This window comes from Bradyrhizobium sp. Pa8, from assembly GCF_052588265.1.
Genome location: NZ_CP176767.1, coordinates 8,168,984 through 8,195,530, shown reverse-complemented (window position 1 = coordinate 8,195,530; position 26,547 = coordinate 8,168,984). Strand labels below are relative to the sequence as shown.

The window sequence follows — 26,547 nt, the reverse complement described above, 5'->3', positions numbered from 1 at the left end:
ATTTTGGCGGACAGCCCCGCATCGACCACCGCCCTGCACGGAGTATGGCCGACCGTGAATCTACGTATCGCGTGTCGCGGCGGTTTCAGCAGGTGACGGCGCCTTAGTTCGACCACGATGTCGATTAAACGCAGTCCTCATGCGCAACCGCTTCGTCCTGTTCTCATCCGCACTGATCGTCTTCACCGTCGCGATCTTCCTGTTCGAAGCCCACGCCGGCGCGCCGCAACGCGCACCGGAACATTGCGGCTTCTGGACCACGATCGACGCGGGATTGTCCTGCCGGTAGGCGGGCTACATTGACGTGGTTGGGGCTGCATGCGCGCACCACACACTCGGTGTCGTCGCCCGGCTTGACCGGGCGATCCAGTACTCCGAGACGTCCGTGAGTCACCGAGAAGCCGCGGCGTACTGGATTCCCCGCTGCGCGGGGAATGACACCGAGGGCGGAACGCCGCCGTAGCGCCTCAGAACAAATTGCCCTGATCCACCGGCTTGGTCACGCGCTTCGGCGCAGGTTTTGCGTCCTGCGCGGCCGGCTTTGCTTGCGACGGCGCACGCTTTGCCGTCGGTGCCGGGCGATCCGCATCCGCCGTCGCGCCGACACGGCCGTCCGCAAACTCGATCTCGACGCGTGCGCCGGGACCAATCGCGTCCGCCGCATGCAGGGGATGGCCGGCTTCATCCCGCACCAGCGCGAAACCGCGCGCGAGCACGCCGCGATACGACAAGGCGGAGAGCAGCTTGCCGCTGTTCTCGACGCGGGCATCCAGCCGCTGCAACAGCGTGACAAGCGCGCGGCCGGCGCGTTCGGCCAGACGATGCGTGCGCTCGCGCTGGCGGGCAATTGCGTTGCGCTGCGCCTGTGCATTCGAAAGTTTCGAGGCGCGCAAGCGCACCTCCAGCCCGGCAAAACGGTCGCGCCGTTGCCGCAGCAGCGATCGCGCGGACAGGCCGAGCCGCTCGCCGCACACGGTGAGGCGGTGATCGGCCTGCGAAATCTGCCCGTGCAGCACCCGCAGCGTCAGCTTTGCGCTCGCCGCGGTAAACCTGCGGAAATGCGCATGCGTATTGGCCTTGAGGCCGCGGGGTAGCGAGGCGCCCGCCGAATCCAGCCGTTGCCGCGGGATCGCGAGCAGATCGCCTGCCGCCGGCAGCGCGCGCGCGGCGGCGCGCAGCTCGCTGCGGCGGCTTTCGTGGGCACGCTGCCAATAGGCGCGGGTGCGCCGCGCGAGATCGGCGACCTCGACGAAGAGATCGCTGCGCACTGGGACCGCCATCTCGGCCGCCGCTGTCGGCGTCGGCGCGCGCTTGTCGGCGACGAAGTCGATCAGCGTGATGTCGGTCTCGTGCCCGACCGCCGAGATCAGCGGGATCATGCTCTCGGCTGCCGCCCGCACCACGATCTCCTCGTTGAACGACCAGAGGTCCTCCAGCGAGCCGCCGCCGCGCGCGACGATCAGTACGTCGGGCCGCGGAATCTTGCCGCCTTCCGGCAGCGCGTTGAAGCCGCGGATCGCGGCTGCGACCTGCTCGGCCGAGCCTTCACCCTGCACCTTGACCGGCCACACCAGCACGTGGCGGGGAAAGCGGTCCTCGAGCCGATGCAGGATGTCGCGGATGACGGCGCCGGTCGGCGAGGTCACGACGCCGATCACCTCCGGCAGCCAGGGCAGCAACTGCTTGCGCGCCTCGTCGAACAGGCCCTCGGCGGCGAGCTTCTTCTTGCGCTCCTCCATCAGCGCCATCAGCGCACCGATGCCGGCCGGCTCCAGCGCCTCGATCACGATCTGATATTTGGAAGAGCCCGGATAGGTCGTGAGCTTGCCGGTGGCGATGACCTCGAGCCCTTCCTGGGGCTTGAAGCGCATCCGGGAGTGCACGCCCTTCCAGATCACCGCCTCGATCTTGGCGCTCTCGTCCTTGAGCGCGAAATAGCAGTGGCCGGAGGAGTGGGCGCCGCGAAAGCCGGAGATCTCGCCGCGGACCCGGACATGGCCAAAGGCGTCCTCGACCGTCCGCTTCAGGGACTGCGAGAGCTCGGAGACGGTGAATTCGGGGGCGTTGAGCAGGGGTTCCGCTGAAGGCATCGGCAAACGATTCGGCATTTTGGGGTCAGACCCGACGTTAAGGATTTTCGTGGCGCGGCGCCAATCCGGGGATTGATATGAAGAGTACTCTGTACTATAGAGTTCTCTATTGTTGATGCGTTTGAGGGAGATTGAGCCATGGCGATCCGGTTGCTGCGCGGCGTTTTGAACGGACTGAAATGGGCCCTGTGCGCCGTCGGCGGTGTGACGCTGATCTTGGCCGCGATGATAGCAACGCCGCTGGACCGGCCGCCTGAGATGCGATCGGTCTCCGACTCCACCAAGGGAATCGACTGGTCCACCCTGCCGCCCCTCGAGCGTTTCCAGGCCCGCGACGGCACCTGGATCGGCTTCCGCCACTACGCGCCGAATGGTGCTCCGGCCGGCCGCGGCGCGATCTTCATCCATGGCTCCTCCGGCTCCAGCGGCACCGTCAATCACGCGCTGACCCATGCGATCGCCTCGCGCGGGGTGGAAACCTGGGCGCTGGACATCCGCGGCCATGGTGGCTCCGGCACGCGCGGCGACATCGGCTATGTCGGCCAGCTCGAGGACGATCTCGTCGACTTCGTCGCTCACGTCCGCAAGAGCGCACCGGATCTGCCGCTCACTTTGATCGGCCATTCCGCCGGGGCCGGCTTCTCGTTGCGCGTCGCCGCGACGCCGATCATGCAGGACATGTTCGTCCGCACCGTACTGCTCGCGCCCTATCTCGGCTATGACGCGCCGACCAACAAACCGAAAGCCGGGGGCTGGGCCAACGTCGACATGCCGCGCTACTTCGGTCTTGCCGCGCTGCGCAAGCTCGGCATCGACTGCTGCTCGCAGCTTCCGGTGCTCGCTTTGGCCGTACCGCAGAATTCGGCGAAGTATCTCGTCTCCATCTATTCCGATCGCCTGATGCGCAATTTCGGCACGCGCGGCTATCGCATCGATCTTCCCTTGACGACGCGTCCGATCACGATCTTCGGCGCCGCCGAGGACGAGATGATGATCTCGGACAAATATGCCGAGACCGTGCAAGCGGTGAAGCCTTCGATCGACGTCAAGGTCATCGACGGCATCAACCACATGGGCATCGTCACCAACCCGAAGGCGGTCTCCGTCATCGCCGACGACGTCGCAACGCGCGGGGCAGGGCAGTCATGATCGACAGCAAGGAGGCGTCCGCAGCGCTGGCCGACATCGACGATATCGTCCAGCGCGTGAAGCAATCGCAGCTCTATGAGCTCGCGAGTCTCGCGGCAGTCTGGTGGGGCGTACTGGTGTTCGCCGCCAATCTCGTCACGTGGCTCTGGCCGGTCTACGCGGTCTACGCCTGGGTCGCGGCGGATGTCGTGGGCGTCGGCGGTCTGGTCGTGCTCCGCCTGCTGAATCCGCCGCAACACGCCAACGGCACCGCTGCCAGCATCAGGATGCTCCTGGTGCTCGCGTTGTTCTTCGCCTTCGGTTATCTCTGCACCAATGTGATCAGCCATTTCGGTCCGCGCCAGCTGGGCACGTTCTGGCCGCTCTATTTCATGCTGTTCTACACGCTGGCGGGTCTCTGGTTCGGCTACGCTTTTGTGGCGATCGGCCTCGGCATCGCCGCGCTGACCTTGATCGGCTTCTTCTACATCGGCGAGGCGTTCCCGCTCTGGATGGCCTTCGTCAACGGCGGCGGCCTGATCCTCGGCGGCCTCTGGATGCGGCGGATCTAGCGGATGGCCGAGCTCGACGTCATCATCCACCAGCCGCTGCGCCTCAAGATCATGGCGGCATTGAACGCGCTGCCTGCGACGGCGGGACTGGAATTTTCGAGGCTGAAGAAGCTCACCGGCGCCACCGACGGCAATCTCGGCGCGCATATCGAGACCCTCGCCAGGGCCGGTTACGTCTCCGTGGACAAGGCTTTTGTCGGCAAGAAACCGCAGACCACGGTCACCGCGACCGCGGCCGGCCGCGGCGCCTTCGCACGCCACGTGGCGACCTTGCAGGAGATCATTGCGGGCAAGCAGGTTTAGCTTCCGGCGTCGTGCCGGGGCACTCCTCTCCGCCGTCATTCCGGGGCGCGCCCTCTTGGGCGCGAGCCCGGAATCCATACTCACGATGGTGGTTATGGATTCCGGGCTCGCGGCTTCGCTACGCCCCGGAATGACGGGGAGTGTGGGGCGTTTCCCCTTGAGACCCGCGGCGATTCGTGCGACCTCCGCCCCCAGCAAACCCCTTATTCTGAGCCTTCGATGCACATCCTCCTGCTCGGTTCCGGCGGCCGCGAACATGCCCTGGCGTGGAAGATCGCAGCCTCCCCCCTGGTGACCAAATTTTGGTGCGCGCCCGGCAATGCCGGCATCGCGCGGGAGGCGGAATGCGTGGCGCTCGATGTCGCCGACCATGCCGCCGTGATCGATTTCTGCAAGACGAATGCGGTTGAGCTCGTGGTGGTCGGCCCGGAGACGCCGCTGGCCGCCGGCATCGTCGACGATCTCACCGCCGCCGGCATCAAGGCGTTCGGGCCGAGCGGGGTGGCGGCGCAGCTCGAAAGCTCCAAGGGCTTTACCAAGGCGCTCTGCACCGAATTCGGCATTCCGACCGGCGCCTACAAGCGCTTCACCAACGCCAATGATGCGCGTGCTTACGTCCAGAGCCAGGGTGCGCCGATCGTGGTCAAGGCCGACGGACTTGCCGCCGGCAAGGGCGTCGTGGTCGCCAAGACCGTGCGCGAGGCCGAGGACGCCATCGCCATGATGTTCGAGGGCGCCTTTGGCGAGGCCGGCGCCGAGGTCGTGATCGAGGAATTCCTGCCGGGCCGCGAGATCAGCTTCTTCGCGCTTTGCGACGGCGAGACCGCCATCCCTCTCGCTTCCGCGCAGGACCACAAGCGGGTGTTCGACCACGATCTCGGCCCGAACACCGGCGGCATGGGCGCCTATTCGCCGACGCCGCTGGTCACGCCCGCGATCCACGACGCGATCATGGCAAAGATCATCCTGCCGACGGTTGCCGGCATGAAGCAGCGCGGCACGCCGTTCCGCGGCATCCTTTACGCCGGGATCATGCTGACGACGCAGGGCCCAAAACTGTTCGAGTTCAACGTGCGCTTCGGCGATCCCGAGTGCCAGGTGCTGATGCTGCGCATGATGTCGGACATCGTGCCGGCGTTCCTCGCCTCCTGCGACGGCGAGCTGAAGCACTTCGACCTGCGCTGGCATCCGGACTCCGCGCTCACTGTGGTGATGGCGGCCAAGGGCTATCCCGGCGACTATCAGAAGGGCACGCGCATCGAGGGCCTCGATGACGCCTCAGAGGTCGAGACCGCCGAGATCTTCCATGCGGGCACGGTTGAGAAGGACGGCGCGATCCTCGCCAATGGCGGCCGCGTGCTCAATGTCTGCGCGCTCGGCAAGACCGTGACGGAGGCGCAGAGCCGCGCCTATCAGGCCGTCGACCGCATCAACTGGCCGGAAGGCTTCTGCCGCCGCGACATCGGCTGGCAGGCGGTGGAAGCCGAGAAGGCCCGGGGCTGACAGGCTTTTCTCCGGAATACGCGCGTGCCGGCATCAAGATTGCCGCGTGCCTCCGCCCCGCCACATCGACATTCCAAAATTGCGCAATCGCCTGTTGGGGTTAGCAACCCTCACAGGTGATCACCGTGCTACTGTGCATGGGGTTGTTTTCGACATTTTTGTTTGAGGCGGCCCAAGACCGACCAGACAAGACTGACCAGATAAGGATGCCGAAGATGTCCGATCTCGCCGACCTCTACCCCGGCTTCGCCTCCGAATGGATCAACACCTCCCTCGGCCGCATCTTCGCCCGCGTCGGCGGCAAGGGGCCGCCGCTGCTGTTGCTGCACGGCTTCTCCGAGACCAACGTGATGTGGCACCGCGTGGCGCCGCAGCTCGCCGACAAGTTCACGCTGATCATCGCCGATCTGCCCGGCTATGGCTGGTCCGACATGCCCGAGAGCGATGCGCTGCACGTCCCCTACAGCAAGCGCGCGATGGCCAAGGCCATGGTCGAGGCGATGGAGCAGCTCGGCCACGTCCACTTCGCGCTCGCCGGCCACGACCGCGGCGGCCGGGTGTCGTATCGGCTGGCGCTCGACCATCCCGGCCGGCTATCGAAGCTCGCCGTGCTCGATATCCTGCCGACCTATAATTACTGGGAGCGGATGAACCGCGCCTACGCGCTGAAGATCTATCACTGGACCTTCCTCGCCCAGCCCGCGCCGCTGCCGGAGACGTTGATCTCGGGCAATGGCGAGTTCTTCCTGCGCTTCAAGATGGCGAGCCAGACCAAGTCGAAGACGCTGGACGCCATCGACGAGCGTGCGCTCGAACATTACATCGCCCCGTTCCGCGATCCCGCCCGCGTGCATGCGATGTGCGAGGACTATCGCGCCGGCGCCTATTTCGATTACGACCTCGACAAGGTCGATTTCGAGGCCGGCAAGAAGATCACGGTGCCGATGCTGGCCCTGTGGGGTGGCGCAGGCATCGCTCAGGCCGCCGCGACGCCGCTCGACATTTGGAAGCAATGGGCGACCAACGTCGACGGCATGCCGGTGGACTCCGGCCATTTCCTCACCGAGGAGAACCCCGACGTCACCGCAAAGGCGCTCCGCGAGTTCTTCTCGGCGCCCTAGCGCCGCTCCCGAAAGAAGTCCCTGAGCAGCCGCGCCGCCTCGCTCTCGCCGACCCCGGAATAGACATCCGGCGCATGATGGCAGGTGGGGGAAGCGAAGAACCGCACGCCGGACTCGACCGCGCCGCCCTTGGGATCGGCGGCGCCGTAATAGAGCCGCCTGACCCTTGCAAAGGAGATCGCGCCCGCACACATGGTGCAGGGCTCCAGCGTCACGTAGAGGTCGCAGTCGACCAGGCGCTCGCTGCCGATCTTTTTCGCGGCCTCGCGCAGCGCAATGATCTCGGCATGGGCGGTCGGGTCGTAATCGGTCAGCGTCCGGTTCGCCGCGGTGGCGATCACCTCGTAATTGCGGACCACGACGCATCCGATCGGAACTTCGCCCGCCTTTCCGGCATTTTCGGCCGTTTTGAGCGCCAAATCCATGAAAGAGGGGGCTTTCAAGCCTCGTATCATCGCCAGAAACCTGCTAGTAGCTCCGCCTTCAGCAAGAGTGAATACCGGATTTGCCTGAGCATGCGGCTCGAAACGAGCGCGCACAATGCTTTCTGGCCACCCCCTAAGTGAGATTATTCATGCCTCGCGACAGCGACAAAGACAACGATTCCCGCGGCCGGCGTGATCGAGGCCCGGGCAGGGGTGGCCCGCCCAAGGGCCGGTCCGGCAAGCCGCGCGGCCCTGAGAAGAAATTCGCCAAGCGCGGCCCTGAGGGGGGCGACAGCCGCCCGCCCCGCGGTGACCGCGACAGCCGTCCGTTCCGCCGCCGTGAGGAGGGCGATGCCCCGCGCCGCGACTTCAGCGACCGTCCGAAATTCAAGCGCGACGACCGTGGTGGTGAGGAGCGCAGCTTCAAGCCGCGTGGCGACCGCCCGTTCTCCGATCGCGGCTCGCGCGATGGCGAGAAGCGGCCGTTCAAGCCGCGCGGTGATCGCCCGTCCTATGGCCGAGACGACCGTCCGCCGCGCAGCCGGGATCGCGACGATACCCGTCCCGCCGGCCGGTTCGGTGACAAGAAGTTCGGCGACAAGCGGCCCTACGCGCCGCGTGGCGACCGCCCGGAACGCAAGTTCGACGGCGAGCGGAAGTTTTCGCGCGGCGCACCAGACCGCAGCGACCGCCCGCGCGATCGTGGCGAGCGCAGCGATTCAAAGCCGTGGCAGAAGCGCGATGCGGGTCCGCGTGGCGATCGTCCGCCGCGGAAGGATTTTGGCAAAGGTCCGCGCAAGGATTTCGGTGGCCGCGACCGCAGCGAAGACAAGCCCTGGCAGAAGCGCGACGATCGGCAGGGTGGCGGCGATGACCGTCCGCGTTTCTCGCGCTCGCGCGACGATCGCGCGTCCGGCGATCGTCCGTTCCGCGATCGGCCCAAGTTCGATCGGCCGAAGTTCGATCGCCCGCGCGACGATCGTCCGAAATTCGATCGGCCCCGTCGTGACAGCGATGGCGAACGCGGCGGTGACCGTCCCAAATTCAATCGTCCGCGCGAGCGCTCCGAGGGCCGCTCCGACTGGCACGAGCATCCGCGCAGCGAAGGCCGCTTCGGCGACCGTCCGCGCCGTGAAAACGAGGATGAGAGCAGGATCTTCGAGAAGCGTCCCGCTTTCGGTGGCCGCGGCGCCTATCGGGACCGTGATCGGGATTTCGAGGGCCGTCCGCGCCGTGACGAAGCACCGAAGCCGAAGAAGGCCGGCGAGCGTATCGCAAAAGTGCTGTCGCGTGCGGGCCTCGCCTCGCGCCGCGACGCCGAGGAGATGGTCACGCAGGGGCGCGTCGCCGTCAACGGCCGCGTCATCAATTCGCCGGCGCTCGACATCACCTCGAACGATGTCGTCACTGTCGACGGCAAGCCGTTGCCGGAGCGCGAGCGCACGCGGCTGTTCCTCTATCACAAGCCGCGCGGCCTGATGACCACGCACGACGACCCCGAGGGCCGTCCGACCGTGTTCGACAATCTGCCCGAAGGCCTGCCGCGGCTGATCTCGATCGGCCGGCTCGACTTCAACACCGAAGGCCTGCTGCTGCTCACCAACGACGGCGGGCTCGCGCGTACGCTCGAGCTGCCGGACACCGGCTGGCTGCGCCGCTACCGCGTTCGCGCCCATGGCGACGTCACCCAGGCGCAGCTCGACGAATTGAAGAACGGCATCGAGGTCGAGGGCGTCAAATACGGTCCGATCGAGGCGACGCTGGAGCGCGACCAGGGTGCCAATGTCTGGCTGGTGTTCGCGATCCGCGAAGGCAAGAACCGCGAGGTGCGCAACGTCTGCGCCCATCTCGGGCTCGAGGTGAACCGGCTGATCCGCGTGTCCTACGGGCCGTTCCAGCTCGGCGAGGTCTCCGAAGGCCAGGTCGAGGAGATCAAGTCGCGCGTGCTGCGTGATCAGCTCGGCGACAAGGTGATCGAGAAGTCGGGCGCGCAGTTCGACGTGCCGAAGAAATCTTCTTCACCCGATGGCGAAGCGCCACGCGAGAAGAAGCCTGCCAGCAAGCGTGACGTGATCAACGATCGCAAGGGCCGCCGCGTGCTGGTACAGCGCACCGGCAGCGAGGAAGCGCGCGAGCGCAACGAGGCCGAGGCCAACGGCTACGGCCCGCCGCGCCGCCCCAAGCGCGGCTATCACGGCAAGCGCGATCTGACGCCGCGGGAGGACTAATTGCGCGTCGTCGGCGGTCGTTTGAAGGGGCGCAATCTCGCCTCACCGTCCTCGCGCGACATCCGCCCCACGGCGGACCGCTTGCGCGAGTCCGTGTTCAACATCCTCGTGCACGCCTATGACGATCCGATCCAGGATGCGCGCGTGCTCGATCTCTTCGCCGGCACCGGCGCGCTCGGCATCGAGGCGTCCTCGCGCGGCGCAAAGTTCACGCTGTTCGTCGACAACGGCGCCGAGGCCCGCGCGCTGTTGCGCAACAATGTCGAGACGCTCGGCCTTGGCGGCGTGACCAAGGTCTATCGCCGCGATGCGACCGATCTCGGGCCTGCGCATCCCGTCGAGCCGTTCTCGCTGGTGTTCCTCGATCCGCCCTACGGCAAGGGATTTGCGGAGAAGGCGCTTGTGAGCTTGCGCGACGGTGGCTGGCTGACACCGGGTGCGTTGCTCGTGGTGGAAGAGGCGAAGGCTGCGCAGTTCGTGACGCCGGAGGGGTACGAGGAGCTGGAGCGGCGGGCTTACGATGACACGGAGTTCGTGTTTCTGAAGAAGCCGTAGCTTTGTAGGGTGGGTTAGCCGAAGGCGTAACCCACCATCTTGCTTGCGCGGAGGAAGACCGTGGTGGGTTACGCTTCGCTAACCCACCCTACAAGAGCGTCAGTTCACCGCCGTCCGAACAGCTTCTCCACGTCGCTCAGCTTCAGCTCGACATAGGTCGGCCGGCCGTGATTGCACTGGCCGGAGTTCGGGGTGTCCTCCATCTCGCGGAGCAGCGCGTTCATCTCCTCGGGCCGCAGCCGGCGGCCGGCGCGCACCGAGCCGTGGCAGGCCATGGTCGCGGCGACGTGCATCAGGCGGCGCTCCAGCGGCAGCGCCTCGTCCCATTCGGCCATATGCTCGGAGAGATCGCGGAGCAGCCCGCCTGCGTTGGTCTTGCCGAGCAGCGACGGCGTCTCGCGCACCGCGACCGCGCCGGGGCCGAAGGATTCGATCGCCAGCCCAAATGACGCAAGCTCCTCGCTGCGCTCGAGCAGGCGCTCCACCGTCGCCTCGTCCATCTCGACGATCTCGGGGATCAGGAGGATCTGCCGCTGCACGCCGTTGGCGGCGAGCGAGGCCTTCAGCCGCTCGTAGACGATGCGCTCGTGCGCGGCGTGCTGGTCGACGATGATGAGGCCGTCGCGGGTTTGCGAGACGATGTAGGTCTCGTGGATCTGCGTGCGCGCAGCACCAAGCGGGCGGTCGACGAGATCGGCCACCGGCTGCGTCTCGATCCGCACGTCCGCACTGGGCGAGCCGACATCGAACGCCGCCTGTGCGCGCTCGGCGAAGACGGGCGCAGCGGATCCGTCGAACGACGGCATCGGCGCGACCGGGGCGGATGGCGAGGCGCGCCAGTCCCAGCTCGCAGGCCTCGGCGGCGTGAAGGCGGGCCGGAACGAGGACAACGCGCTCTCGCCACTGTTGGCGGCCGTGCGCTGGCCCTCGCGCGCGAGCGCTTCCTTCAATCCGTGCACGATCAGCGCGCGCACGAGGCCGGCATTGCGGAAGCGCACCTCGGTCTTGGCCGGATGCACATTGGCATCGACCTCGCGCGGATCGAGCGTGACGAACAACGCCAGCACCGGATGGCGGTCGCGCGGCAGATAGTCGGCATAGGCCCCGCGCACGGCGCCGAGGATCAGCTTGTCGCGCACGGGACGGCCGTTGACGAAGAGATATTGCCCGAGCGCATTGGCCTTGGTCAGCGCCGGCGCCGCGGCATAGCCGGCGACGACGACGCCCTCGCGCTCGGCATGGACCTCGATGGCGTGGCTGCGGAATTCTGCACCGAGGATATCGCCGAGCCGCGTCAGCCGTCCGGCGGCGCCGGGCAGCGCGGCGGTCCAGGTCACCGGGGCGCGTTCCTCGCCCGCGAGCGTGAAGGCGACGTCGGGCCGCGCCATTGCGAGGCGCCTGACCACCTCGCGGATCGCCTCCGCCTCGGTGCGATCGGTCTTCAGGAATTTCAGCCGCGCGGGCGTTGCATAGAAGAGGTCGTTGACCTCGACGCGCGTGCCATGCGCCAGCGCCGCCGGCATGGTCTCGGATTTGTCGCCGCCCTCGACTGACAGCGCCCAGGCATGTGGTTCGCTCGCATGCCGCGTCGTGATCGAGAGACGCGCGACGGAGCCGATCGAGGGCAGCGCCTCGCCGCGGAACCCGAGCGTGCGGATCTGGAGCAGATCCTCGTCGTCGAGCTTTGACGTGGCATGGCGTTCGACCGCGAGCGCGAGGTCCTTCGCGGTCATGCCGCCGCCGTCGTCGGTGATACCGATCCGCCGCCGGCCGCCGCCATCGGTGAAGACGTCGATCCGGCTCGCGCCGGCATCGATGGCGTTCTCGACCAGTTCCTTGACCACGCTCGCCGGGCGCTCGACCACCTCGCCGGCGGCGATGCGGTTGACGACTTGCTCTGGCAGCTGGCGGACGGGCATGGGGCTTTCGATCTGGATTCGCAGACGGCGCTATTCTAGGCCGTGTTGCGTCAAAAGCATGTGTTGGGCAACAGCCGTGTGGCGGCCTGGGGAAGAGGGATGCCTATCACATTGAAGGGATTGGACGTTCGAGAAAATTGCGCAACCAGGACGGAGCGGTTGCCCTGCTGCGGTCATGATTGTGGGGGGCCGGGCAGCGGTGTAGCATCGTGAAAAAATGGCAACAGGACGGGAGGACGCCATGTGCAATTTCTTCGCGCACCAGCCCCAACGCAACTACGAATCCCAGACCCGCTCGTTGCGGATCGGCGGGCACTGCACCTCGATCCGGCTGGAAATGGCGTTCTGGGACACGCTGGAGGAGATCGCGGCCAAGGAGAACATGAGCGTCGGAAAATTCCTGACCACGCTCTACAACGAGGTGCTCGACCATCACGGCGAGGTCAATAATTTCGCCTCGCTGCTGCGCTGCTCCTGCCTGATCTACCGCTCCCGGAGCATGGTGCCGGTGCAGGAGTTCAAGGCAACCGTCGCGCCCATCCTCGATGCGGCCGAGTAGCTATCCCGACAAAAGCGCGTAGCCCGGATGAAGCGAAGCGGAATCCGGGATTCAGCTCACCCGCGAGCACCCCGGATTACGCTTCGCTCCCCATCCGGGCTACGATACTCTCTCCGCCGTCATTGCGAGGAGCCCTTGCGACGAAGCAATCCAGACCGTCACCGCGGTGGGATTCTGGATTGCTTCGCTTCGCTCGCAATGACGGGGAGAGAGCGGTGTGCTCCATGCGGAGCCGATGACGCCCGACGTCAAATCTCCTTTTTCTGCATCGCCCCCGCAATGTAATCCGCCTGCCGGATCGCGAGCGCGACGATGGTCAGTGTCGGATTGCAGGCTGCGCCGCTGGTGAACTGGCTGCCGTCCGAGACGAACAGATTCTTGACGTCGTGGCTCTGCCCGAACTTGTTGACCACGCCATCCCGGGGCTTCTCGCTCATCCTGTTGGTGCCGAGATTGTGCGTGCTCGGATAGGGAGGCGTCGGATAGGTCACGGTGGCGCCGACGGCGTCGTAGACCGCCGCACCCTGCTTGTAGGCATGTGCGCGCATCGCGAGGTCGTTGGGATGGTCGTCAAAATGCACGCTCGCGACCGCTTGGCCGAACTTGTCCTTCACGACGGGATCGAGCGTGATGCGGTTGGTCTCCTGCGGCATGTCCTCGCCGACCAGCCACATGCCGGCCATCCGCGGATAGCCGTCGAGCGCCGCCGTGAACGGACGGCCCCAGGCGCCGGGATTGAGGAACGCCGCCATGAACGGCAGGCCGATCGACAGCGTCTCCATCTCGTAACCGCCGACAAAGCCGCGTTTCGGATTGTTGGCGGCTTCATCGCGGATGATGCCGGCCATGGTGGTGCCGCGATACATGTGCACCGACTTCTCGAACACGGCGTAGACGCTGCCGGTCATGTGCCGCATGTAGTTGCGGCCGACCTGGCCCGATGAATTGCCGAGGCCGTCGGGGAAGATGGTCGAGGCACTGTTCAGGAGCAGCCGCGGGCTCTCGATCGAATTGCCGGCGACCGCGACGATGCGCGCCTTCTGGCGCTGCATCGCGCCACTCTCGTCGGCGTACACCACGCCGGTCACCTTGCCGCCGGCGTCATGCTCGATCTTGACCGCCATGCTGCTCGGCCGGACTTCGAGATTGCCGGTCGCCTCGCCCTTGGGGATCTCGGTGTAGAGCGTCGACCATTTCGCGCCGGATTTGCAGCCCTGGAAGCAGAAGCCGATCTGCTGGCAGGCGCCGCGGCCATCGCGCGGCTGGCTGTTGATCGCCATGTTGCCGGTGTGCACGGTCTTGTAGCCGAGCTTCTTCGCGCCGGCCTCCAGCACCTTGAAATTATTGTTGCCGGGAAGTCCGGGAATGCCGTTGGTGCGCGTCACGCCCATCTTGTTCTCGGCCTTGGCGTACCACGGCTCCATTTCGGCCAGCGTCACCGGCCAGTCCAGCAAATTGGCGCCGGGAATGTTGCCGTAGGCGCTCTTCACCTTGAACTCGTGCTCGTCGAAGCGCAGCGACGCGCCGGCCCAGTGTGTGGTCGAGCCGCCGACCGCCTTGACGATCCAGGCGGGAAGGCCCGAGAAATCCCTGGCGACGCGCCAGGTCCCCGACGTGGTGCGGGCATCGGTCCAGGCGAGCTGGGAAAAGCTCTCCCACTCGTCGTTGACGAAGTCCTGGTTCTCGATGCGGGGACCCGCTTCGAGAATGACCACCTTGACGCCCTTCTGCGCGAGCTCGTTGCCCAGCGTGCCGCCGCCGGCACCGGAGCCGACGATCACCACAACGCTGGAGTCGTTCAGATCGAATTTTGCCATATGCGTTCTCCTGAACCGTTGGGTGAGCCTTAAGCCTTCGGCAGCCAGTCGATGTCGGCAAAGCCGCGGTTGATGTAGCCGCCATGCTCGGCGGAGGAGCCTTCGTAGCCGAACCGCGGCCAGACCTCTTTCTGGTTGTAGAGCGACACGACGAGGTCGCCGCGCACCTTCTGGAAGAAGTCGCTCTGCTCGATCTCCTTGAGCAGCACCACGCGGTCGGCTTCCCATGGTACTTCGGCGTAAGCCACCTTGTGGCGATCCCGCGCGTTCTGATCGAGCCGCGTGATGCCGTCGCTGATCAGCAATTTGACGGCGGGGTCCTTGGCCGCCTTGCCGTCCCACGGCTTGATCGCCGTGATGTAGTAGCTGTCGCCGAGGACGTCGTGCGGATAGATGTCGCGCGCAACCTTCAGTAGCGTCTTCATCGTTGCGGGCGAAAGCGTGCTGGCATCATCGGCCCAGGCGTCCTCGATGCTGACGGCGACGCTGGTCGCGACAGCGACGACCGGAACGGCGGTCGCCGCGCCCTTGAGAAAGACGCGGCGGCTGTGCTTGCTTCGACGATCGACTTCTCTCATGGCATTCCTCCGTAGATTTTGTGATTTCGATTTTTGTGATTTTGATCAGCCGAAACGACCCCCTCGCTGGATCACCTCGATCTTGTAGCCATCGGGATCGCTGACGAAGAAGAAGCGCGCCAGCGTCTTGCCGTCGTGCTTGAAGTCGCGCAGCGGTCCCGGTGCGAGCTTCTCGCGCTCGAAGCGGGCATGTTCGGCATCGAGATCCTCGACCACCACGGCGATATGTCCATAGCCGTCGCCGAGCTGGTACGGCTCCTTGCGATCGAAATTCACCGTCAGCTCGAGCTCGAAAGGTGAGGAGGGATGACGCAGATAGATCAGGGCAAAGTCCGAAAATTTCAGATGGTCGGCGACCTCCAAGCCGAAGGCGTGCTTGTAGAAGTCGAGCGAGCGGGCCTCGTCGAGCACGCGGATCATGGAATGAACGGGCTTTGCCATTCAGTTCAGCTCCTTCAGGTAGGTGATGATGGCGGCGCGCGTCTCCGGCTTGGCCTGCCGGTAGACCATGGTCACGCCGGGAACGACGGCCTGCGGGTTGGCCAGCCAGGCATCGAGCCTGGCCTCGTCCCAGACGAAGTCCGCTTTCGCGAGGCCCTCCGAATAGTGAAAACCCTCGACCTTGCCGGCGGGGCGCCCCACGGTCTTGACCAGCGGGGGGCCTTGCCGCGTCGGTTCTGACAGGCTTGTCGTGTGGCACACCGCGCATTGCTGCTTGAACAGTGTCGCGCCATCCGGTGGCTTCGCAGCGGGCAGGGGCATTTGCGCATCGGCAACCCGCACCACCAGCACCATCGCGGTGCACAATCCCAGCACGACTGCGCGCATCGCCAAGAATCCGCCCATCCACATCAACGTGCGCAAACTCTAGGCGGCGTCAAAGATGCGGTGGTAGTAGCGGGCTGTTTCGCTGCGCGCGGAGACGCTGGTGGCCGCGTGTGTTCCGCAATGCCTTATATGCGGAGCACAATTCCGCGAAACCGCCGTCAAATCCCTAAACGATCACCACACCATGCGCATTGCATGACAACCGCGCCGCTTGAACTCTCTACGCGATGCAATGACCCGGTGCAGGTGAGCGGCGCAGGATGCAGCCGAGCCATTCGTCGCGGATAAATCCAGGAGAAATGGATGAAGTTGGTGAAGACCTCGATGATCGTATGCGCGCTATCGGCTCTCATTGCGACGCCGGTTCTCGCGCAAGGCGCGCCACCCGCCAAGACAGGCGGCACCGTGCAAGGCAAACCGATGCAAGGCAGCACCATGGGCAGCGGGGATGAGGAGATGAATGCTCAGCCGGGCGTGGCGGGCGAGAAGACGGGCATGAAGTCGACCAAAGGCACCAAGGGCACGGTCGGCACCACCGGTAGCGCTGCGCATAAGGGAACCGCCGACGATTCCGCGACGGGCGGTGCAGCCCCGAGCAAGCGCTACTAGAGCGTTTCACATTTTGACTGAAGCATAACCGGCGTTGGCGAAGTAGTTGGCGCATTCGCGAGGCTGGATGTCGTGGACGAGGTGACCGATGTGGCGCCAAGTGTCCTCGATGGTGCGCTTCTGAGCTTGCCGCATCCAGTGTTTGATCTTGGAGAAGGCCTGTTCGATCGGGTTGAGGTCGGGCGAGTATGGCGGCAGGTACCAGAGCCTGGCGCCAGCAGCCTGGATCATCTGCCTGACAGCTTTCGACTTGTGGCTTCCGAGATTGTCGAGAATGACGATGTCGCCTTCGCGCAGGGTTGGCAGGAGAAGGTGCTTCACATAAGCGCGGAAGCATTCGCCGTTGATCGGGCCGTCGAAGACGCAGGGTGCCGTGAGTTGGTCATGACGGAGCGCGCCGAGGAATGTGAGGGTACGCCAGTGACCGTGTGGGGCGAAGCCGCGCAGGCGTGCCCCTTTGGGGCCCCAGCCCCGCAAAGGGGCCATGTTGGTCTTGATCCAGGTCTCATCGATGAAGACGAGCCGGCCCGGATCAAGTCCGGCCTGCCAGGATCGCCAACGCTGGCGCCTACGAGAGACGTCGGCGCGAGCCTGTTCGAGGGCGAACAGTGTTTTTTTTGAACCGCAGCCCTTCCCGACGCAGGAACAGCCAGACCGCGTTGTGTGAGACCTTGACCCCACGGGTTGCCAGTTCCGCCTTCAGACCATGCAGCGTCAGGTGCGGCGTCTGAGTGATCCGCTCGACGATGAAGGCGCGGTGCGGATCAAGCACAGGCTTGCGGTGACCGCCCATCTTGCCAGGCACAACCGAGCCGGTCGCCCGCTGCCGCTGTGACCACTTCACAACCGACGAGACCGCAACACCAAACCGTTCCGCCACAGACCGGCAGCTCTCGCCCGCCAAAACCGACGCCACCACACGCTCGCGAAGATCCAGGGAAAGAGGTCGGGTCATGCGATGCTGGCCTCCAATCCAGTCAGCATCTTGAATCACAATCCGCCAAAAACCGGAATCCCCTCCGATTCAATTAAGCAATGAAAGGCTCTAGTCCCGCCGGGTGAAGCAAGCAGACTCCGGTCGCCCTGCGGCCGGAGTTTTTTGACTGGGTCTGCTTGCTATTCGTCGAAGCGGCCGCCGCCCCGCCCTGCCTTGATGTCGCTGCGGCGCTTCTTGCCGTCGAGCCGGCGCTGCTTGGAGCCAAAGGTCGGCCGTGTCGCGCGCCGCGGCTTCGGTCGTATCATTGCCTCGGTCAGGATATCGACGAGCCGGTCGATGGCGTCCTGGCGGTTACGCTCCTGGGTGCGGAAGCGCTGGGCATGGATCACGATCACGCCGTCCTTGGTCATGCGCTGGCCGGCGATGCGGGCGAGCCGGATCGCCGCATCCTCCGGCAAGGTCAGCTTGCGCGTGTCGAAGCGCAGCTGCGCCGAGGTCGAGACCTTGTTGACGTTCTGCCCGCCCGGGCCGGAGGCGCGGACGAAGCCGATCTCGATGTCGTCCTCGTCGATGACGAGATCGCGGGATATCCGCAGCATGATGGCACCATTCGTGATGTCCGGACATATCGCGGACGTCCACGTTCGGCAATGGCGCATCCTGGAAACGCAAATGGCCGGGACAAGCCCGGCCATTTCAGAGACGTCAGGGGACCGTCAGTTCGACTTCGTCGCCGGCACTGCCGCCGGCTGCGCGGCGGCCTGCGGCGCGCGGCCGACGACGACGGTCAGAAGTCCCTGGCCCCAGAGGCGCTTGGCGGCCGCCTTGGCGTCGTTCAGTGTCACCGCATCGACGATGGCGTTGCGCTTCTCGATATAGTCGATCGGCAGCTTGTCCTGCTGGTATTGCAGCAGCGCCTGCGCGAGCTTTGAGGAGGTATCCAGCGCCAGCATCTGCGAGCCCTTGAGGTAGGACTTGGCTTCGTCGAGCTCCTTCTGCGTCGGGCCCTCCTCGGCCATGCGGCGCACTTCCTTGTCGATGGCGTCGATGGTGTCGCCGGCACGGTCGGCGCGTGTGCCGGTGTTGCCGATGAAGACCGCCGAATGTTCCATCCAGAGCAGCGATTCGAACACGGAATAAGCCAGCCCGCGCTTCTCGCGCACCTCGCGATAGAGCCGCGAGGACAGTCCGCCGCCGCCCAGGATGTGGTTGACGACATAGGCGGCCATGAAGTTCGGATCGCTGCGCTTCACGCCGGGGCCGCCGAAGGTGATGACGGTCTGCGGCACGTCGAGCGGCACGAAGGCGCGCTGCGGCGGTTTTGCCGCCTCGACGTCGGCGACCGGCGTAAGATTGGCCTTTGCGGGCAGGCTGCCGAACGTGTGGTCGAGCAGCTTGCCGAGCGTCGCCGGATCGACGTCGCCGACCACCGCGATCTTCAGCCCGTCCTTCGCAATCACGCGGCCGACATAATCCTTCATGTCGGCGACCGTGATGGTCGGCACGCTGTCCAGCGTGCCATTGGTCTGCCGGCCATAGGGATGGTCGCCGAACGCGACCTCCAGGAATTTGCGGCTCGCCAGCGACGACGGATTGGTGGTCTCGCGGCGCAGGCCCGAGATCACCTGTGAGCGGATGCGCTCGACGTCGGCGGTGTCGAAATGCGGCGAGGTCAGCGCGCTCCTGAGCAGGTCGAAGGCTTCGTCCTTGTTGTCGCGCAGCATCCGCAGGCTGCCGCGGAACGTATCGCGGGTGGCGCTGAAGGAGAGCTCGATGGCGCGGCGGTCGAGCCGTTCATGGAAGGTCTTGGAGTCGAGATCGCCGGAGCCTTCGTCGAGGAGGTCGCCGACCAGGTTGGCGACGCCGGACTTGTCCTTGGGATCCTGCGCCGAGCCGCCGGCAAAGGAATATTCCATGGCGATCAGCGGCACGGTCGCATCCTGTACGAACCAGGCTTCGATGCCGCCCGGCGAAGTCAGGTGCTGGATCTTTGCAGCCGCCTGTGACGGCGACACCGTAGCAAGCGCGAGTGCCGCGCCGGTGGCAAGCGAGAATGCAACGCGTCGAAGGAAGGGATAGGTCACGAACGCTTCTCCTCGCGCTTGGCGGCATTGGTGTCCTTGATCAGATAGCCCGTCACCGAGCGCTTCTTCTCGAGCCATTTCTGCGCGACAGTGCGAACCTGGTCGGCGGTGACCGCGCGAATGCGGTCGGGCCAGCTCCTGATGTCCTCGATCGAGAGGCCCGTGGTCAGCGCGCCGCCATACCAGCGCGCCAGCACCGCCTGGTTGTCCTGGGCGTAGATCGCTTCCGCAATGAGCTGGGTCTTGACCCGCTCGAGATCCTCGGCGCGGATCGGGTTCTGTGCGATGTCGGCGATGACGCCGTCGACCACTTGCTCGACATCGGCAAAGCTGACGCCCGGTTTCGGTGAGGCCGAGATCGCGAACTGGGTCGGGTCGAGCGAGATGCTCGAATAGCTGGCGCTGGCGGAGACCGCGAGCGGCTTGTCGACCACGAGCGCGCGGTAGAGATAGGAATTGCTGCCGCTGCCCATCAGCTGCGCCAGCACGTCGAGGGCGGCGCTCTCGCCGGCCGCGGCCGTGGTCGCGGAGGGCACCAGATAATAGCGGCGCAGGCTCGGCTGCTCGACGCGCGGGTCGGCCAGCGTGACCGTGCGCGGCGCCGCCGGCTCCGGCTCCTGCGGGCGGACACGGCGCGCCGGGATCGCGGGCTGGGCCGGAATGGAGCCGAAATTCCGCTCGACCAGCGGGCGGATGTCGGCGGCTTCCACGTCGCCGGCGATCACGAGGATCGCGTTGTTCGGCGCGTAGAAGCGGCGATAGAAGGCGAGCGCATCCTCGCGGTCGAGCTTCTCGATCTCCTGGTGCCAGCCGATCACCGGCCGGCCGTAGGGATGGTTGAGATAGAGCGCGGCCATGATCTGCTCGTTGAGCCGCGCGTCCGGATTGTTGGCGACCCGCATGTTGTACTCTTCGAGCACGACGTCGCGCTCGGGCAGCACATTCTCGTCCTTGAGGATCAGGCCGGTCATGCGATCGGCCTCGAACTCCATCATGGTCGGCAACTGCTCTTTCGGCACGCGCTGGTAGTAGTTGGTGTAGTCGACCGAGGTCGAGGCGTTCTCATTGCCGCCGACGCGGAGCACGGTCTGGGAGAATTCGCCGACCGGATGCTTCGAAGTGCCCTTGAACATCAGATGCTCGAGGAAGTGGGCGAGCCCGGACTTGCCGGGCGTCTCGTCGGCCGAGCCGACCTTGTACCAGATCATCTCCGTGACCACGGGCGTGCGGTGGTCCGGGATCACCACGACCTGCATGCCGTTGCCGAGCGTGAAGCTGGCGGGCGGAGCCGATGTCACCGTGGTCTGGGCGAGGGCGGCGCCGGTTGAGAGGACACTCGTCGAAAGCAGCGCGGCAAGGAGGCAGGCAGCCGATCGGTAAGCGGACATCATGATCCTTATGGAAGCCGAGCCCGGATATCCGGCTCGGAGGCACGGCATGCTACACCGTGCGGCTGAGGCTTCGCGTCACGAAGCAGAGAACTCAACGCGTAGGCAAGTTACTGATTAGCAATTTGCAGACGGCGCCCGGCGTGCATAAACCGCCGATGCCAGGATGCGCCTGTCCGGATGTCGCAGTGGGACAGGAACGCTATTCCTTTTCCTTGCCCGACATGATGTCGAAATAGGTCCGGCGCGTCTTGTCCGGCCCGGCACCGTAGGCGTAGTTCGGCGAGGGGGTCTGGTAGCCCGGCGGCGGCTCGACCAGCGACGAACGCGGCGGTTCGCTGGTGAATTGCTTCTCTTCGGAGCTTTTGCCGCCCTTCATCATGTTCCACAGACCACCGGCGTAGCCGAGTTCGGTGGGACTGAGCGACGGGTTGCTGTTGGTGCCCGGCTGAATCGGGTCGTTGCTGGTGCGCTCGGGGGCGGCCGTCTGGCCGGCCTTCATCTCTGCGGGCGTCAGCGGCTGGGCGGCCTGCCAGCTCTCCGTCGCCTTCGTGGCCTTCTTCCGCGCGGCAATGGCTTCCTTGCGACGCTTCTCCTCGGGGTCCTTGGGCCAGTTCGGTGCATTCTTGGCCTGGGTCGCGGGAGGCGGCAGGTCCAGCTTGGGCGGCACGACCAGCGGGGAGCGCTCGCGGTATTCGATGCCGGGCTTTTCCATGCTCTTGGCGCCGATGCCGGACATCAGATTGTCGATGATCTTCTCTTCGAAGGTCATCCCGTCATCATCATCGTCGTCGTCACCGGCACGGACCGGGCCTGCCGTCATGACGAGGCCGATGCCGAGCATGACCGCGGACAATTTCAACGCCCGCCAGAACCCCGCTTTGGGGTCTCGAACCATCGAACCGCTGGTCTCGGAGCTGCGCATCACTGTACCTGTTCCATATTGTGGCAGATTGCTGCACTTTGCCGCTCGCACGCGGCCAATCCTCGCAAAAAGCAGGGTTCCACCTGCCGGTCCGTATCGGCCGGGATCAGGGCGCTTTTGCGGCGGGTACCCCCAGGAAGGAATCATACAATAGCGCCGCCACCCCGACAACGATGGCCACGTCAGCGAGGTTAAACACATACCAATTATAGGTATTTCCGCCGATCTCGATGTGGAACAGGGCGAAATCGACCACCGCGCCGTAGGCGAAGCGGTCGATGCCGTTGCCGATCGCGCCGCCGATGATCAACCCGAGCGCGATCGTGGCGAGCAGGGTGTGCGAGCGGGCCATCCAGATCGCCAGCGCGACTACGGCGACGACCTTGACCGCCATCAGCGCGATCTGCGCCGACTGGCCGTCGTTCTGGAGCCAGCCGAAGCTGATCCCGATGTTCCAGGCCAGCACCAGATCGAAGAACGGCGTCACCTTCACCACGCCACGGCGGGCGAGGTCGAACACGTTCAGGAGCCAAAGCTTTGAGGCCTGGTCGGCCACCAGCGTGACCATTGCCGCGAGGATGCCGGCGCGAAGCGGGGTCATGGCCGGGGATCAGACCCCCACCCCCAGCGCCTTCCATTCGCGCAGCGCCTGGGCGTCGCGCGGGGTGACGTCGGGGTATTCAGGGTCTTCACCGACCGTGGGCGAGATCTTCCAGGAGCGGGCGCATTTGGTGCCGACCGCTTTCTCGACCACGACCGCGACGCCGGGCACCGCATCAAGCCGGAACGCGCTCGCCGGCGCCTCGCCCTCACGCACTTCGTAGTTCGAGGTGATGCAGACCTCGGCGAGATCGACGTCGAACAGCGTCATCATCATGTCCCTGTCGGCGACATAGATCACCGGCGAGGCCTCCAGCGACGAGCCGATGTTCTTGGCGGCGCGTTCGAGCTCCAGCGCGCCGGTGACGACGCGGCGGACGTTGCGGATGGTCTCCCACTTCGCGGCGAGCTTGTCGTCGCGGAGCTTCTCGATGCCTTCGGGAAACAGGGTCAGATGGACGGAAGGCTCCGCGTTCGGCCGGAACATGCGCCAGGCTTCATCGGTCGTGAAGCTCAGGATTGGCGCGAGCCACTTCAGGAGCGCGTCGCACAACAGGTCGATCGTGGTGAGCGCGGCCTTGCGCGCCGCCGAGGACGGCGGGTCGCAATAGAGCGTGTCCTTGCGGATATCGAAATAGAACGCCGACAGCTCGGAGTTCATGAAGGCTGCCAGGCTTGCGACCACGGTCTTGTAGTCGAAGGCGGCATAGGCCTTGCGAACGGTCTCGGCATGGCCGGCCAATTCGTGCAGCATCAGCCGCTCGAGCTCGGGCATCTCGGCATAGGCGACCTTCTCGCTCGCCTTGAAGTGATGCAGCGTACCGAGCATCCAGCGGATCGAATTGCGCAGCTTGCGATAGGTCTCGATGGTGTTCTTCAGGATCTCCGGGCCGATGCGCTGGTCGTCGGCATAGTCGGTGGCGCAGACCCACAGGCGCAGGATGTCCGCGCCCGAATCCTTGATCACCTTCTGCGGCTCGACGGTGTTGCCGAGCGATTTCGACATCTTGCGGCCGTTCTCGTCGAGCGTGAAGCCGTGGGTGAGCACGATGTCGTAGGGCGCGCGGCCCCGCGTGCCTGCGCTTTCCAGCAGCGAGGAATGAAACCAGCCGCGATGCTGGTCGCTGCCTTCCAGATACATCACGGTGTCGTTGCCGCCGTCGATTTTGCGGACGATGTTGCCGAGCTGCGGGAAGTTCTGGCGATCCTCGAGCACGAAGGCATGCGTGGAGCCTGAATCGAACCAGACGTCGCAGATATCGTCGACCTTCTTCCAGTCCTCGCTCGCGCGTTCCCTAAGGAAGCGTTCGCGGGCGCCGTCCATGTACCAGGCGTCGGCGCCTTCCTCCATGAAGGCTTCGGCGATGCGCTGGTTGACGATCTCGTCCTGCAGGATCTCGGCCGAGCCGTCGCTCTTCTCGCGCACGAACACGGCGATCGGCACGCCCCAGGCGCGCTGGCGCGAGATCACCCAGTCCGGACGATTGGCGATCATGCCGTTGATGCGGTTCTCGCCCGCCGGAGGCACCCATTGCGTGACCGAGATCGCATGCAGCGCGCGGGCGCGCAGCGTGTCGCCCTTCTTCGCATGGCCGTCATCGCTGATGTCCTTGTCCATCGCGATGAACCACTGCGGCGTGTTGCGGAAGATCACCGGCTTCTTCGAGCGCCAGGAGTGCGGATATTGGTGCTTGAGGCGGCCGCGGGCGAGCAGCTTGCCGCCCTCGATCAGCGCCTTGATCACGGCCTCGTTGGCATCGCCCCTCTCACCCTTGTCGTTGATCACGCGTTTTCCGGTGAAGCCCGGCGCATGATCGGTGAAGGCCCCGTTCTCATCGACGGTGTAGGGGATCGCGGTCGGGATGCCGCGCGCATCGAGCTCGCGTGCATTCGCCATCCAGACATCGAAGTCCTCGCGGCCGTGGCCGGGTGCGGTGTGCACGAAGCCGGTGCCGGTATCGTCGGTAACGTGATCGCCGGCGAGCAGCGGCACGATGAACTCGTAACCGCCGCCGAATCCGCGCAAGGGATGGGCACATTCGACGGCATCCAGCGTATCGCCGGGAATGTCGCGCACCTTCTCGTAGGACGTGACGCGCGCCTGCTTGAACACTTCTGCGGCGAGCGCGTCGGCCAGGATCAGGAGATCGCCGGTCTTGGCCCAGTTGTCGGCGGGCGCATCCGTCACCTTATAGAGGCCGTAGGCGATTTTCGGCGAGAACGAGATCGCGCGGTTGCCGGGCAGCGTCCAGGGCGTGGTGGTCCAGATCACGACGGAGGCACTGGCGAGTGCGCCATGTGCCGGTGACGTGACGGGAAACTTCACCCACACGATGTCGGAGGTGTAGTCCTCGTACTCGACCTCGGCTTCCGCAAGCGCGGTCTTCTCGACCACGCTCCACATCACCGGCTTGGAGCCGCGATACAGCGTGCCGTTGGCCGCGAACTTCATCAGCTCCCGGGCGATCTGCGCTTCGGCCGGATAGCTCATCGTCTGATAGGGATGATCCCAGTCGCCGATGATGCCGAGCCGCTTGAACTCCTCGCGCTGCACGTTGATCCAGTGCGTCGCATAGGCGCGGCATTCCTTGCGGAACGCCACCATCGCGGCGGAGTCGCGGAAATCGGGCTTCTGCTTGCCCTTCTTGCGGTAGTTCTCCTCCTCGATCTTCCATTCGATCGGCAGGCCGTGGCAGTCCCAGCCCGGCACGTAATTGGAGTCGAAGCCGAGCATCTGCTGGCTCTTGGTCACGACGTCCTTGAGGATCTTGTTCAGCGCGTGCCCGATATGGATGTTGCCGTTGGCGTAGGGCGGGCCGTCATGCAGCACGAATTTGGCGCGGCCCTGGGCTTCCCGGCGCAGCTTGTCGTAGAGGCCGATGTCGTTCCAATACTTCAGCAGTTCCGGCTCGCGCTGCGGCAGGCCGGCGCGCATCGGGAAATCCGTCTGCGGCAAATAAAGGGTCTTGGAATAGTCTTTGGCGTCGGACTTTTGCGGCTTTTCGGACATGGGGCTGACTGGCTCGGAAGGGCGCGGAAACGGATAGCGACTGGAATCGCGGGGTGAAACGACAGAATCCCGGTCTTGCGCCGAGCCTTCAGGCTCAGGCGGAAGCCGGGCCGCTAATCCCTATGATGCGCCGCGCAAACATGGGCTCTCCATAGCAGGGGGCCAAGGGAAGCGCAAAAGGTAGAAGCGCAAAAGGTTCGGTGGGCCGGATTTGGGCCTCAATCGATCACGCCAAGCCGCGGAAACGCGTCCGGGGCGGCGGCCAGCACGGCGCGGGCGCGGGCGGAATCGTCGTCCATCTGGCGGATCAGGGCCTCCAGGCTGTCGAATTTCAGCTCCTCGCGGATGAAGCCGACGAAGGCGCAGTCGAGCGCTTGTCCGTAGAGGTCGCCCTTGAAGTCGAACAGGAAGATTTCCAGCAGCGGCGCGCCATTATCAAAGGTCGGACGGCGGCCGAAGCTTGCCACCCCGTCCAGCCGCTCGGCGCCGCGGCCGACCCGCACCGCATAGATGCCGTGCTTGAGGCCGCAATTGGCATCGAGGCGGATGTTGGCGGTGGGATAGCCGAGGTCGCGGCCGCGCTTCTCGCCGTGGATCACCTCGCCGGTGATGAACCAGGGCGCGCCCAGCATGGTGGTGGCCTCGTCGATGAGGCCCTCGGCGAGCGCGATCCGGATGGCGCTGGAGGAGACCGGCCGCTCGTCGATGTCGACATGGGCCTGCACGTCGACCTCGATGCCGAGCCGGGGCGCCTCGTTCACCAGGAGGCTCGGCGAGCCGACGCGACCCTTGCCGAAATGAAAGTCGTAGCCGACCGCGATGCCGCTGACGCCGAGGCGCCCGATCAGGTCATGGTGAATGAAGTCTTGCGCGCTGGTCCCGGCCCTGGCCTTGTCGAAGGTCATGACTACGGCGCCGGCGAGCCCGGTGCCGGCCAAAAGCCGCAGCTTGGCCCGCTCGTCCGTCAGGCGGAATTGCGGGGTGTTCGGGCTGAAAAACCGGCGCGGATGCGGCTCGAAGGTCAATGCCAGCGCAGGGCGGCCATGCGCCCGGCCCATTTCCAGCGCCGCTGCGATCACCGCGCGATGGCCGAGATGAACGCCGTCAAAATTGCCCATGGCGACCACGGCGCCCCGCAAAATCGCGGAATCCGGCGTTGTGTCGCGGATAACGGTAAAATGCGGGACCATCAGGGGAATTCTCGAAGCGGCAGGACCGGTCCGGACCGTGGCTTGACCGGCCGGACGAAGTCAAGCGGCAGGGGGAGCGGTCGCATTGAACGTGATTTCAGTCCTTCGGAGGCGTCCCCAGTTAACGCGCTGTTTAACGCCTTGGTGCTAGTCCTTGAAATGTGGAACAGCGGGGCTC

General features: G+C 65.4%; 25 protein-coding genes. 10 read left to right on the top strand and 15 right to left on the bottom strand.

All coding sequences use genetic code 11. The annotated features are described in order from the left end of the window. The first annotated feature begins 139 nt into the window (after nt 1-139). Nucleotides 140-289, top strand: a complete 150-nt coding sequence (locus tag ACKWRH_RS38825; RefSeq protein ID WP_196236551.1) for a hypothetical protein — start codon at nt 140-142, stop codon at nt 287-289. A gap of 178 nt (nt 290-467) precedes the next feature. Here the strand turns inward: ACKWRH_RS38825 and xseA are convergent, their stop codons facing one another. Then, nucleotides 468-2,090, bottom strand: a complete 1,623-nt coding sequence (gene xseA, locus ACKWRH_RS38820) for an exodeoxyribonuclease VII large subunit (protein ID WP_445217843.1) — start codon at nt 2,088-2,090, stop codon at nt 468-470. Nucleotides 2,091-2,228: 138 nt separating this feature from the next. Between xseA and ACKWRH_RS38815 the strand changes: the two genes are divergently transcribed. The 5 genes from ACKWRH_RS38815 to ACKWRH_RS38795 all read left to right on the top strand — a co-directional run bounded on the left by ACKWRH_RS38815 (nt 2,229) and on the right by ACKWRH_RS38795 (nt 6,717). Then, nucleotides 2,229-3,239: an alpha/beta hydrolase gene (locus ACKWRH_RS38815; protein ID WP_445217842.1), complete on the top strand. Its 1,011-nt coding sequence runs from the start codon at nt 2,229-2,231 to the stop codon at nt 3,237-3,239. Next, on the top strand, nt 3,236-3,790 hold the full coding sequence (locus ACKWRH_RS38810; RefSeq protein ID WP_445217841.1) for a hypothetical protein: 555 nt from the start codon (nt 3,236-3,238) through the stop codon (nt 3,788-3,790). The genes ACKWRH_RS38815 and ACKWRH_RS38810 overlap by 4 nt, the downstream gene beginning before the upstream one ends. Nucleotides 3,791-3,793: 3 nt before the next feature. Beyond that, complete coding sequence (locus ACKWRH_RS38805; protein ID WP_445217840.1) at nt 3,794-4,093, top strand: winged helix-turn-helix domain-containing protein; 300 nt, start codon at nt 3,794-3,796, stop codon at nt 4,091-4,093. 219 nt (nt 4,094-4,312) lie between these two features. Next, entirely contained in the window at nt 4,313-5,596 is a 1,284-nt protein-coding gene (purD, locus tag ACKWRH_RS38800) for a phosphoribosylamine--glycine ligase (protein WP_445217839.1), read from the top strand. Between the two features lie 215 nt (nt 5,597-5,811). Continuing rightward, nucleotides 5,812-6,717 carry an alpha/beta fold hydrolase gene (locus ACKWRH_RS38795; protein ID WP_445217838.1) on the top strand — a complete coding sequence of 302 codons (906 nt, stop codon included), beginning with the start codon at nt 5,812-5,814 and terminating at the stop codon, nt 6,715-6,717. On the opposite strand, the gene ACKWRH_RS38790 is transcribed toward ACKWRH_RS38795, so the two are convergent. Next, nucleotides 6,714-7,172 (bottom strand): nucleoside deaminase, encoded by a 459-nt coding sequence (locus ACKWRH_RS38790; protein ID WP_038945284.1) that lies wholly within the window; start codon nt 7,170-7,172, stop codon nt 6,714-6,716. The genes ACKWRH_RS38795 and ACKWRH_RS38790 overlap by 4 nt on opposite strands. A 119-nt stretch (nt 7,173-7,291) precedes the next feature. Here ACKWRH_RS38790 and ACKWRH_RS38785 point away from each other — a divergent pair, with 119 nt between their 5' ends. Together ACKWRH_RS38785 and rsmD are read left to right on the top strand one after the other, a co-directional pair. After that, the gene (locus tag ACKWRH_RS38785; protein WP_445217837.1) at nt 7,292-9,370 is read left to right on the top strand and encodes a pseudouridine synthase; all 2,079 of its coding nucleotides are present in this window, start codon (nt 7,292-7,294) and stop codon (nt 9,368-9,370) included. Beyond that, nucleotides 9,371-9,925, top strand: a complete 555-nt coding sequence (gene rsmD, locus ACKWRH_RS38780; RefSeq protein ID WP_445217836.1) for a 16S rRNA (guanine(966)-N(2))-methyltransferase RsmD — start codon at nt 9,371-9,373, stop codon at nt 9,923-9,925. 104 nt (nt 9,926-10,029) lie between these two features. Here the strand turns inward: rsmD and mutL are convergent, their stop codons facing one another. Beyond that, nucleotides 10,030-11,844 (bottom strand): DNA mismatch repair endonuclease MutL, encoded by a 1,815-nt coding sequence (gene mutL / locus ACKWRH_RS38775; RefSeq protein ID WP_445217835.1) that lies wholly within the window; start codon nt 11,842-11,844, stop codon nt 10,030-10,032. A gap of 241 nt (nt 11,845-12,085) precedes the next feature. Between mutL and ACKWRH_RS38770 the strand changes: the two genes are divergently transcribed. Next, entirely contained in the window at nt 12,086-12,403 is a 318-nt protein-coding gene (locus ACKWRH_RS38770; protein ID WP_445217834.1) for a ribbon-helix-helix domain-containing protein, read from the top strand. 248 nt (nt 12,404-12,651) lie between these two features. Here ACKWRH_RS38770 and ACKWRH_RS38765 read toward each other — a convergent pair whose 3' ends face one another. The 4 genes from ACKWRH_RS38765 to ACKWRH_RS38750 are packed head-to-tail and all read right to left on the bottom strand — an operon-like array spanning nt 12,652 to nt 15,626. Further along, complete coding sequence (locus tag ACKWRH_RS38765) at nt 12,652-14,220, bottom strand: GMC family oxidoreductase (protein WP_445217833.1); 1,569 nt, start codon at nt 14,218-14,220, stop codon at nt 12,652-12,654. A gap of 29 nt (nt 14,221-14,249) precedes the next feature. Further along, complete coding sequence (locus ACKWRH_RS38760) at nt 14,250-14,798, bottom strand: gluconate 2-dehydrogenase subunit 3 family protein (protein ID WP_445217832.1); 549 nt, start codon at nt 14,796-14,798, stop codon at nt 14,250-14,252. 45 nt (nt 14,799-14,843) lie between these two features. Next, nucleotides 14,844-15,239, bottom strand: coding sequence for a VOC family protein (locus ACKWRH_RS38755; RefSeq protein ID WP_445217831.1), 396 nt, complete (start codon nt 15,237-15,239; stop codon nt 14,844-14,846). Further along, complete coding sequence (locus tag ACKWRH_RS38750) at nt 15,240-15,626, bottom strand: c-type cytochrome (RefSeq protein ID WP_445222554.1); 387 nt, start codon at nt 15,624-15,626, stop codon at nt 15,240-15,242. It lies immediately after the preceding gene. 303 nt (nt 15,627-15,929) lie between these two features. On the opposite strand from ACKWRH_RS38750, the gene ACKWRH_RS38745 reads away from it, so the two are divergent. Beyond that, complete coding sequence (locus ACKWRH_RS38745) at nt 15,930-16,235, top strand: hypothetical protein (protein WP_445217830.1); 306 nt, start codon at nt 15,930-15,932, stop codon at nt 16,233-16,235. A 6-nt stretch (nt 16,236-16,241) separates the two neighbouring features. Here ACKWRH_RS38745 and ACKWRH_RS38740 read toward each other — a convergent pair. The 8 genes from ACKWRH_RS38740 to ACKWRH_RS38705 form a co-directional block, all read right to left on the bottom strand. Beyond that, nucleotides 16,242-17,190, bottom strand: a protein-coding gene (locus ACKWRH_RS38740) for an IS630 family transposase (RefSeq protein WP_445215585.1) whose coding sequence is annotated in 2 segments (ribosomal slippage) — nt 16,242-16,853 and nt 16,855-17,190 — 948 coding nt in all. Because the reading frame shifts where the segments join, the coding sequence is not laid out codon by codon here. Between the two features lie 161 nt (nt 17,191-17,351). Beyond that, nucleotides 17,352-17,771, bottom strand: coding sequence for an alternative ribosome rescue aminoacyl-tRNA hydrolase ArfB (arfB, locus tag ACKWRH_RS38735; RefSeq protein WP_445217829.1), 420 nt, complete (start codon nt 17,769-17,771; stop codon nt 17,352-17,354). 117 nt (nt 17,772-17,888) lie between these two features. Further along, nucleotides 17,889-19,256 carry a M16 family metallopeptidase gene (locus ACKWRH_RS38730; protein WP_445217828.1) on the bottom strand — a complete coding sequence of 456 codons (1,368 nt, stop codon included), beginning with the start codon at nt 19,254-19,256 and terminating at the stop codon, nt 17,889-17,891. After that, on the bottom strand, nt 19,253-20,644 hold the full coding sequence (locus ACKWRH_RS38725; protein WP_445217827.1) for a M16 family metallopeptidase: 1,392 nt from the start codon (nt 20,642-20,644) through the stop codon (nt 19,253-19,255). Before ACKWRH_RS38725 ends, ACKWRH_RS38730 begins: the two co-directional genes overlap by 4 nt. Nucleotides 20,645-20,846: 202 nt before the next feature. After that, complete coding sequence (locus tag ACKWRH_RS38720) at nt 20,847-21,569, bottom strand: hypothetical protein (protein WP_445222553.1); 723 nt, start codon at nt 21,567-21,569, stop codon at nt 20,847-20,849. 106 nt (nt 21,570-21,675) lie between these two features. Then, on the bottom strand, nt 21,676-22,170 hold the full coding sequence (gene lspA, locus ACKWRH_RS38715; RefSeq protein WP_445217826.1) for a signal peptidase II: 495 nt from the start codon (nt 22,168-22,170) through the stop codon (nt 21,676-21,678). A 9-nt stretch (nt 22,171-22,179) separates the two neighbouring features. Beyond that, nucleotides 22,180-25,179, bottom strand: a complete 3,000-nt coding sequence (gene ileS, locus ACKWRH_RS38710) for an isoleucine--tRNA ligase (protein ID WP_445217825.1) — start codon at nt 25,177-25,179, stop codon at nt 22,180-22,182. A gap of 218 nt (nt 25,180-25,397) precedes the next feature. After that, complete coding sequence (locus ACKWRH_RS38705; RefSeq protein ID WP_445217824.1) at nt 25,398-26,369, bottom strand: bifunctional riboflavin kinase/FAD synthetase; 972 nt, start codon at nt 26,367-26,369, stop codon at nt 25,398-25,400. Nucleotides 26,370-26,547: the final 178 nt, after the last annotated feature.

Coding starts and splice junctions, on each gene's coding strand:
- ACKWRH_RS38825 (WP_196236551.1), top strand. CDS start 140: ATGCGCAACCGCTTCGTCCTGTTCTCATCCGCACTGATCGTCTTCACC.
- xseA (WP_445217843.1), bottom strand. CDS start 2,090: ATGCCTTCAGCGGAACCCCTGCTCAACGCCCCCGAATTCACCGTCTCC.
- ACKWRH_RS38815 (WP_445217842.1), top strand. CDS start 2,229: ATGGCGATCCGGTTGCTGCGCGGCGTTTTGAACGGACTGAAATGGGCC.
- ACKWRH_RS38810 (WP_445217841.1), top strand. CDS start 3,236: ATGATCGACAGCAAGGAGGCGTCCGCAGCGCTGGCCGACATCGACGAT.
- ACKWRH_RS38805 (WP_445217840.1), top strand. CDS start 3,794: ATGGCCGAGCTCGACGTCATCATCCACCAGCCGCTGCGCCTCAAGATC.
- purD (WP_445217839.1), top strand. CDS start 4,313: ATGCACATCCTCCTGCTCGGTTCCGGCGGCCGCGAACATGCCCTGGCG.
- ACKWRH_RS38795 (WP_445217838.1), top strand. CDS start 5,812: ATGTCCGATCTCGCCGACCTCTACCCCGGCTTCGCCTCCGAATGGATC.
- ACKWRH_RS38790 (WP_038945284.1), bottom strand. CDS start 7,172: ATGATACGAGGCTTGAAAGCCCCCTCTTTCATGGATTTGGCGCTCAAA.
- ACKWRH_RS38785 (WP_445217837.1), top strand. CDS start 7,292: ATGCCTCGCGACAGCGACAAAGACAACGATTCCCGCGGCCGGCGTGAT.
- mutL (WP_445217835.1), bottom strand. CDS start 11,844: ATGCCCGTCCGCCAGCTGCCAGAGCAAGTCGTCAACCGCATCGCCGCC.
- ACKWRH_RS38770 (WP_445217834.1), top strand. CDS start 12,086: ATGTGCAATTTCTTCGCGCACCAGCCCCAACGCAACTACGAATCCCAG.
- ACKWRH_RS38765 (WP_445217833.1), bottom strand. CDS start 14,220: ATGGCAAAATTCGATCTGAACGACTCCAGCGTTGTGGTGATCGTCGGC.
- ACKWRH_RS38760 (WP_445217832.1), bottom strand. CDS start 14,798: ATGAGAGAAGTCGATCGTCGAAGCAAGCACAGCCGCCGCGTCTTTCTC.
- ACKWRH_RS38755 (WP_445217831.1), bottom strand. CDS start 15,239: ATGGCAAAGCCCGTTCATTCCATGATCCGCGTGCTCGACGAGGCCCGC.
- ACKWRH_RS38750 (WP_445222554.1), bottom strand. CDS start 15,626: ATGCGCGCAGTCGTGCTGGGATTGTGCACCGCGATGGTGCTGGTGGTG.
- ACKWRH_RS38745 (WP_445217830.1), top strand. CDS start 15,930: ATGAAGTTGGTGAAGACCTCGATGATCGTATGCGCGCTATCGGCTCTC.
- arfB (WP_445217829.1), bottom strand. CDS start 17,771: ATGCTGCGGATATCCCGCGATCTCGTCATCGACGAGGACGACATCGAG.
- ACKWRH_RS38725 (WP_445217827.1), bottom strand. CDS start 20,644: ATGTCCGCTTACCGATCGGCTGCCTGCCTCCTTGCCGCGCTGCTTTCG.
- ACKWRH_RS38720 (WP_445222553.1), bottom strand. CDS start 21,569: ATGCGCAGCTCCGAGACCAGCGGTTCGATGGTTCGAGACCCCAAAGCG.
- lspA (WP_445217826.1), bottom strand. CDS start 22,170: ATGACCCCGCTTCGCGCCGGCATCCTCGCGGCAATGGTCACGCTGGTG.
- ileS (WP_445217825.1), bottom strand. CDS start 25,179: ATGTCCGAAAAGCCGCAAAAGTCCGACGCCAAAGACTATTCCAAGACC.
- ACKWRH_RS38705 (WP_445217824.1), bottom strand. CDS start 26,369: ATGGTCCCGCATTTTACCGTTATCCGCGACACAACGCCGGATTCCGCG.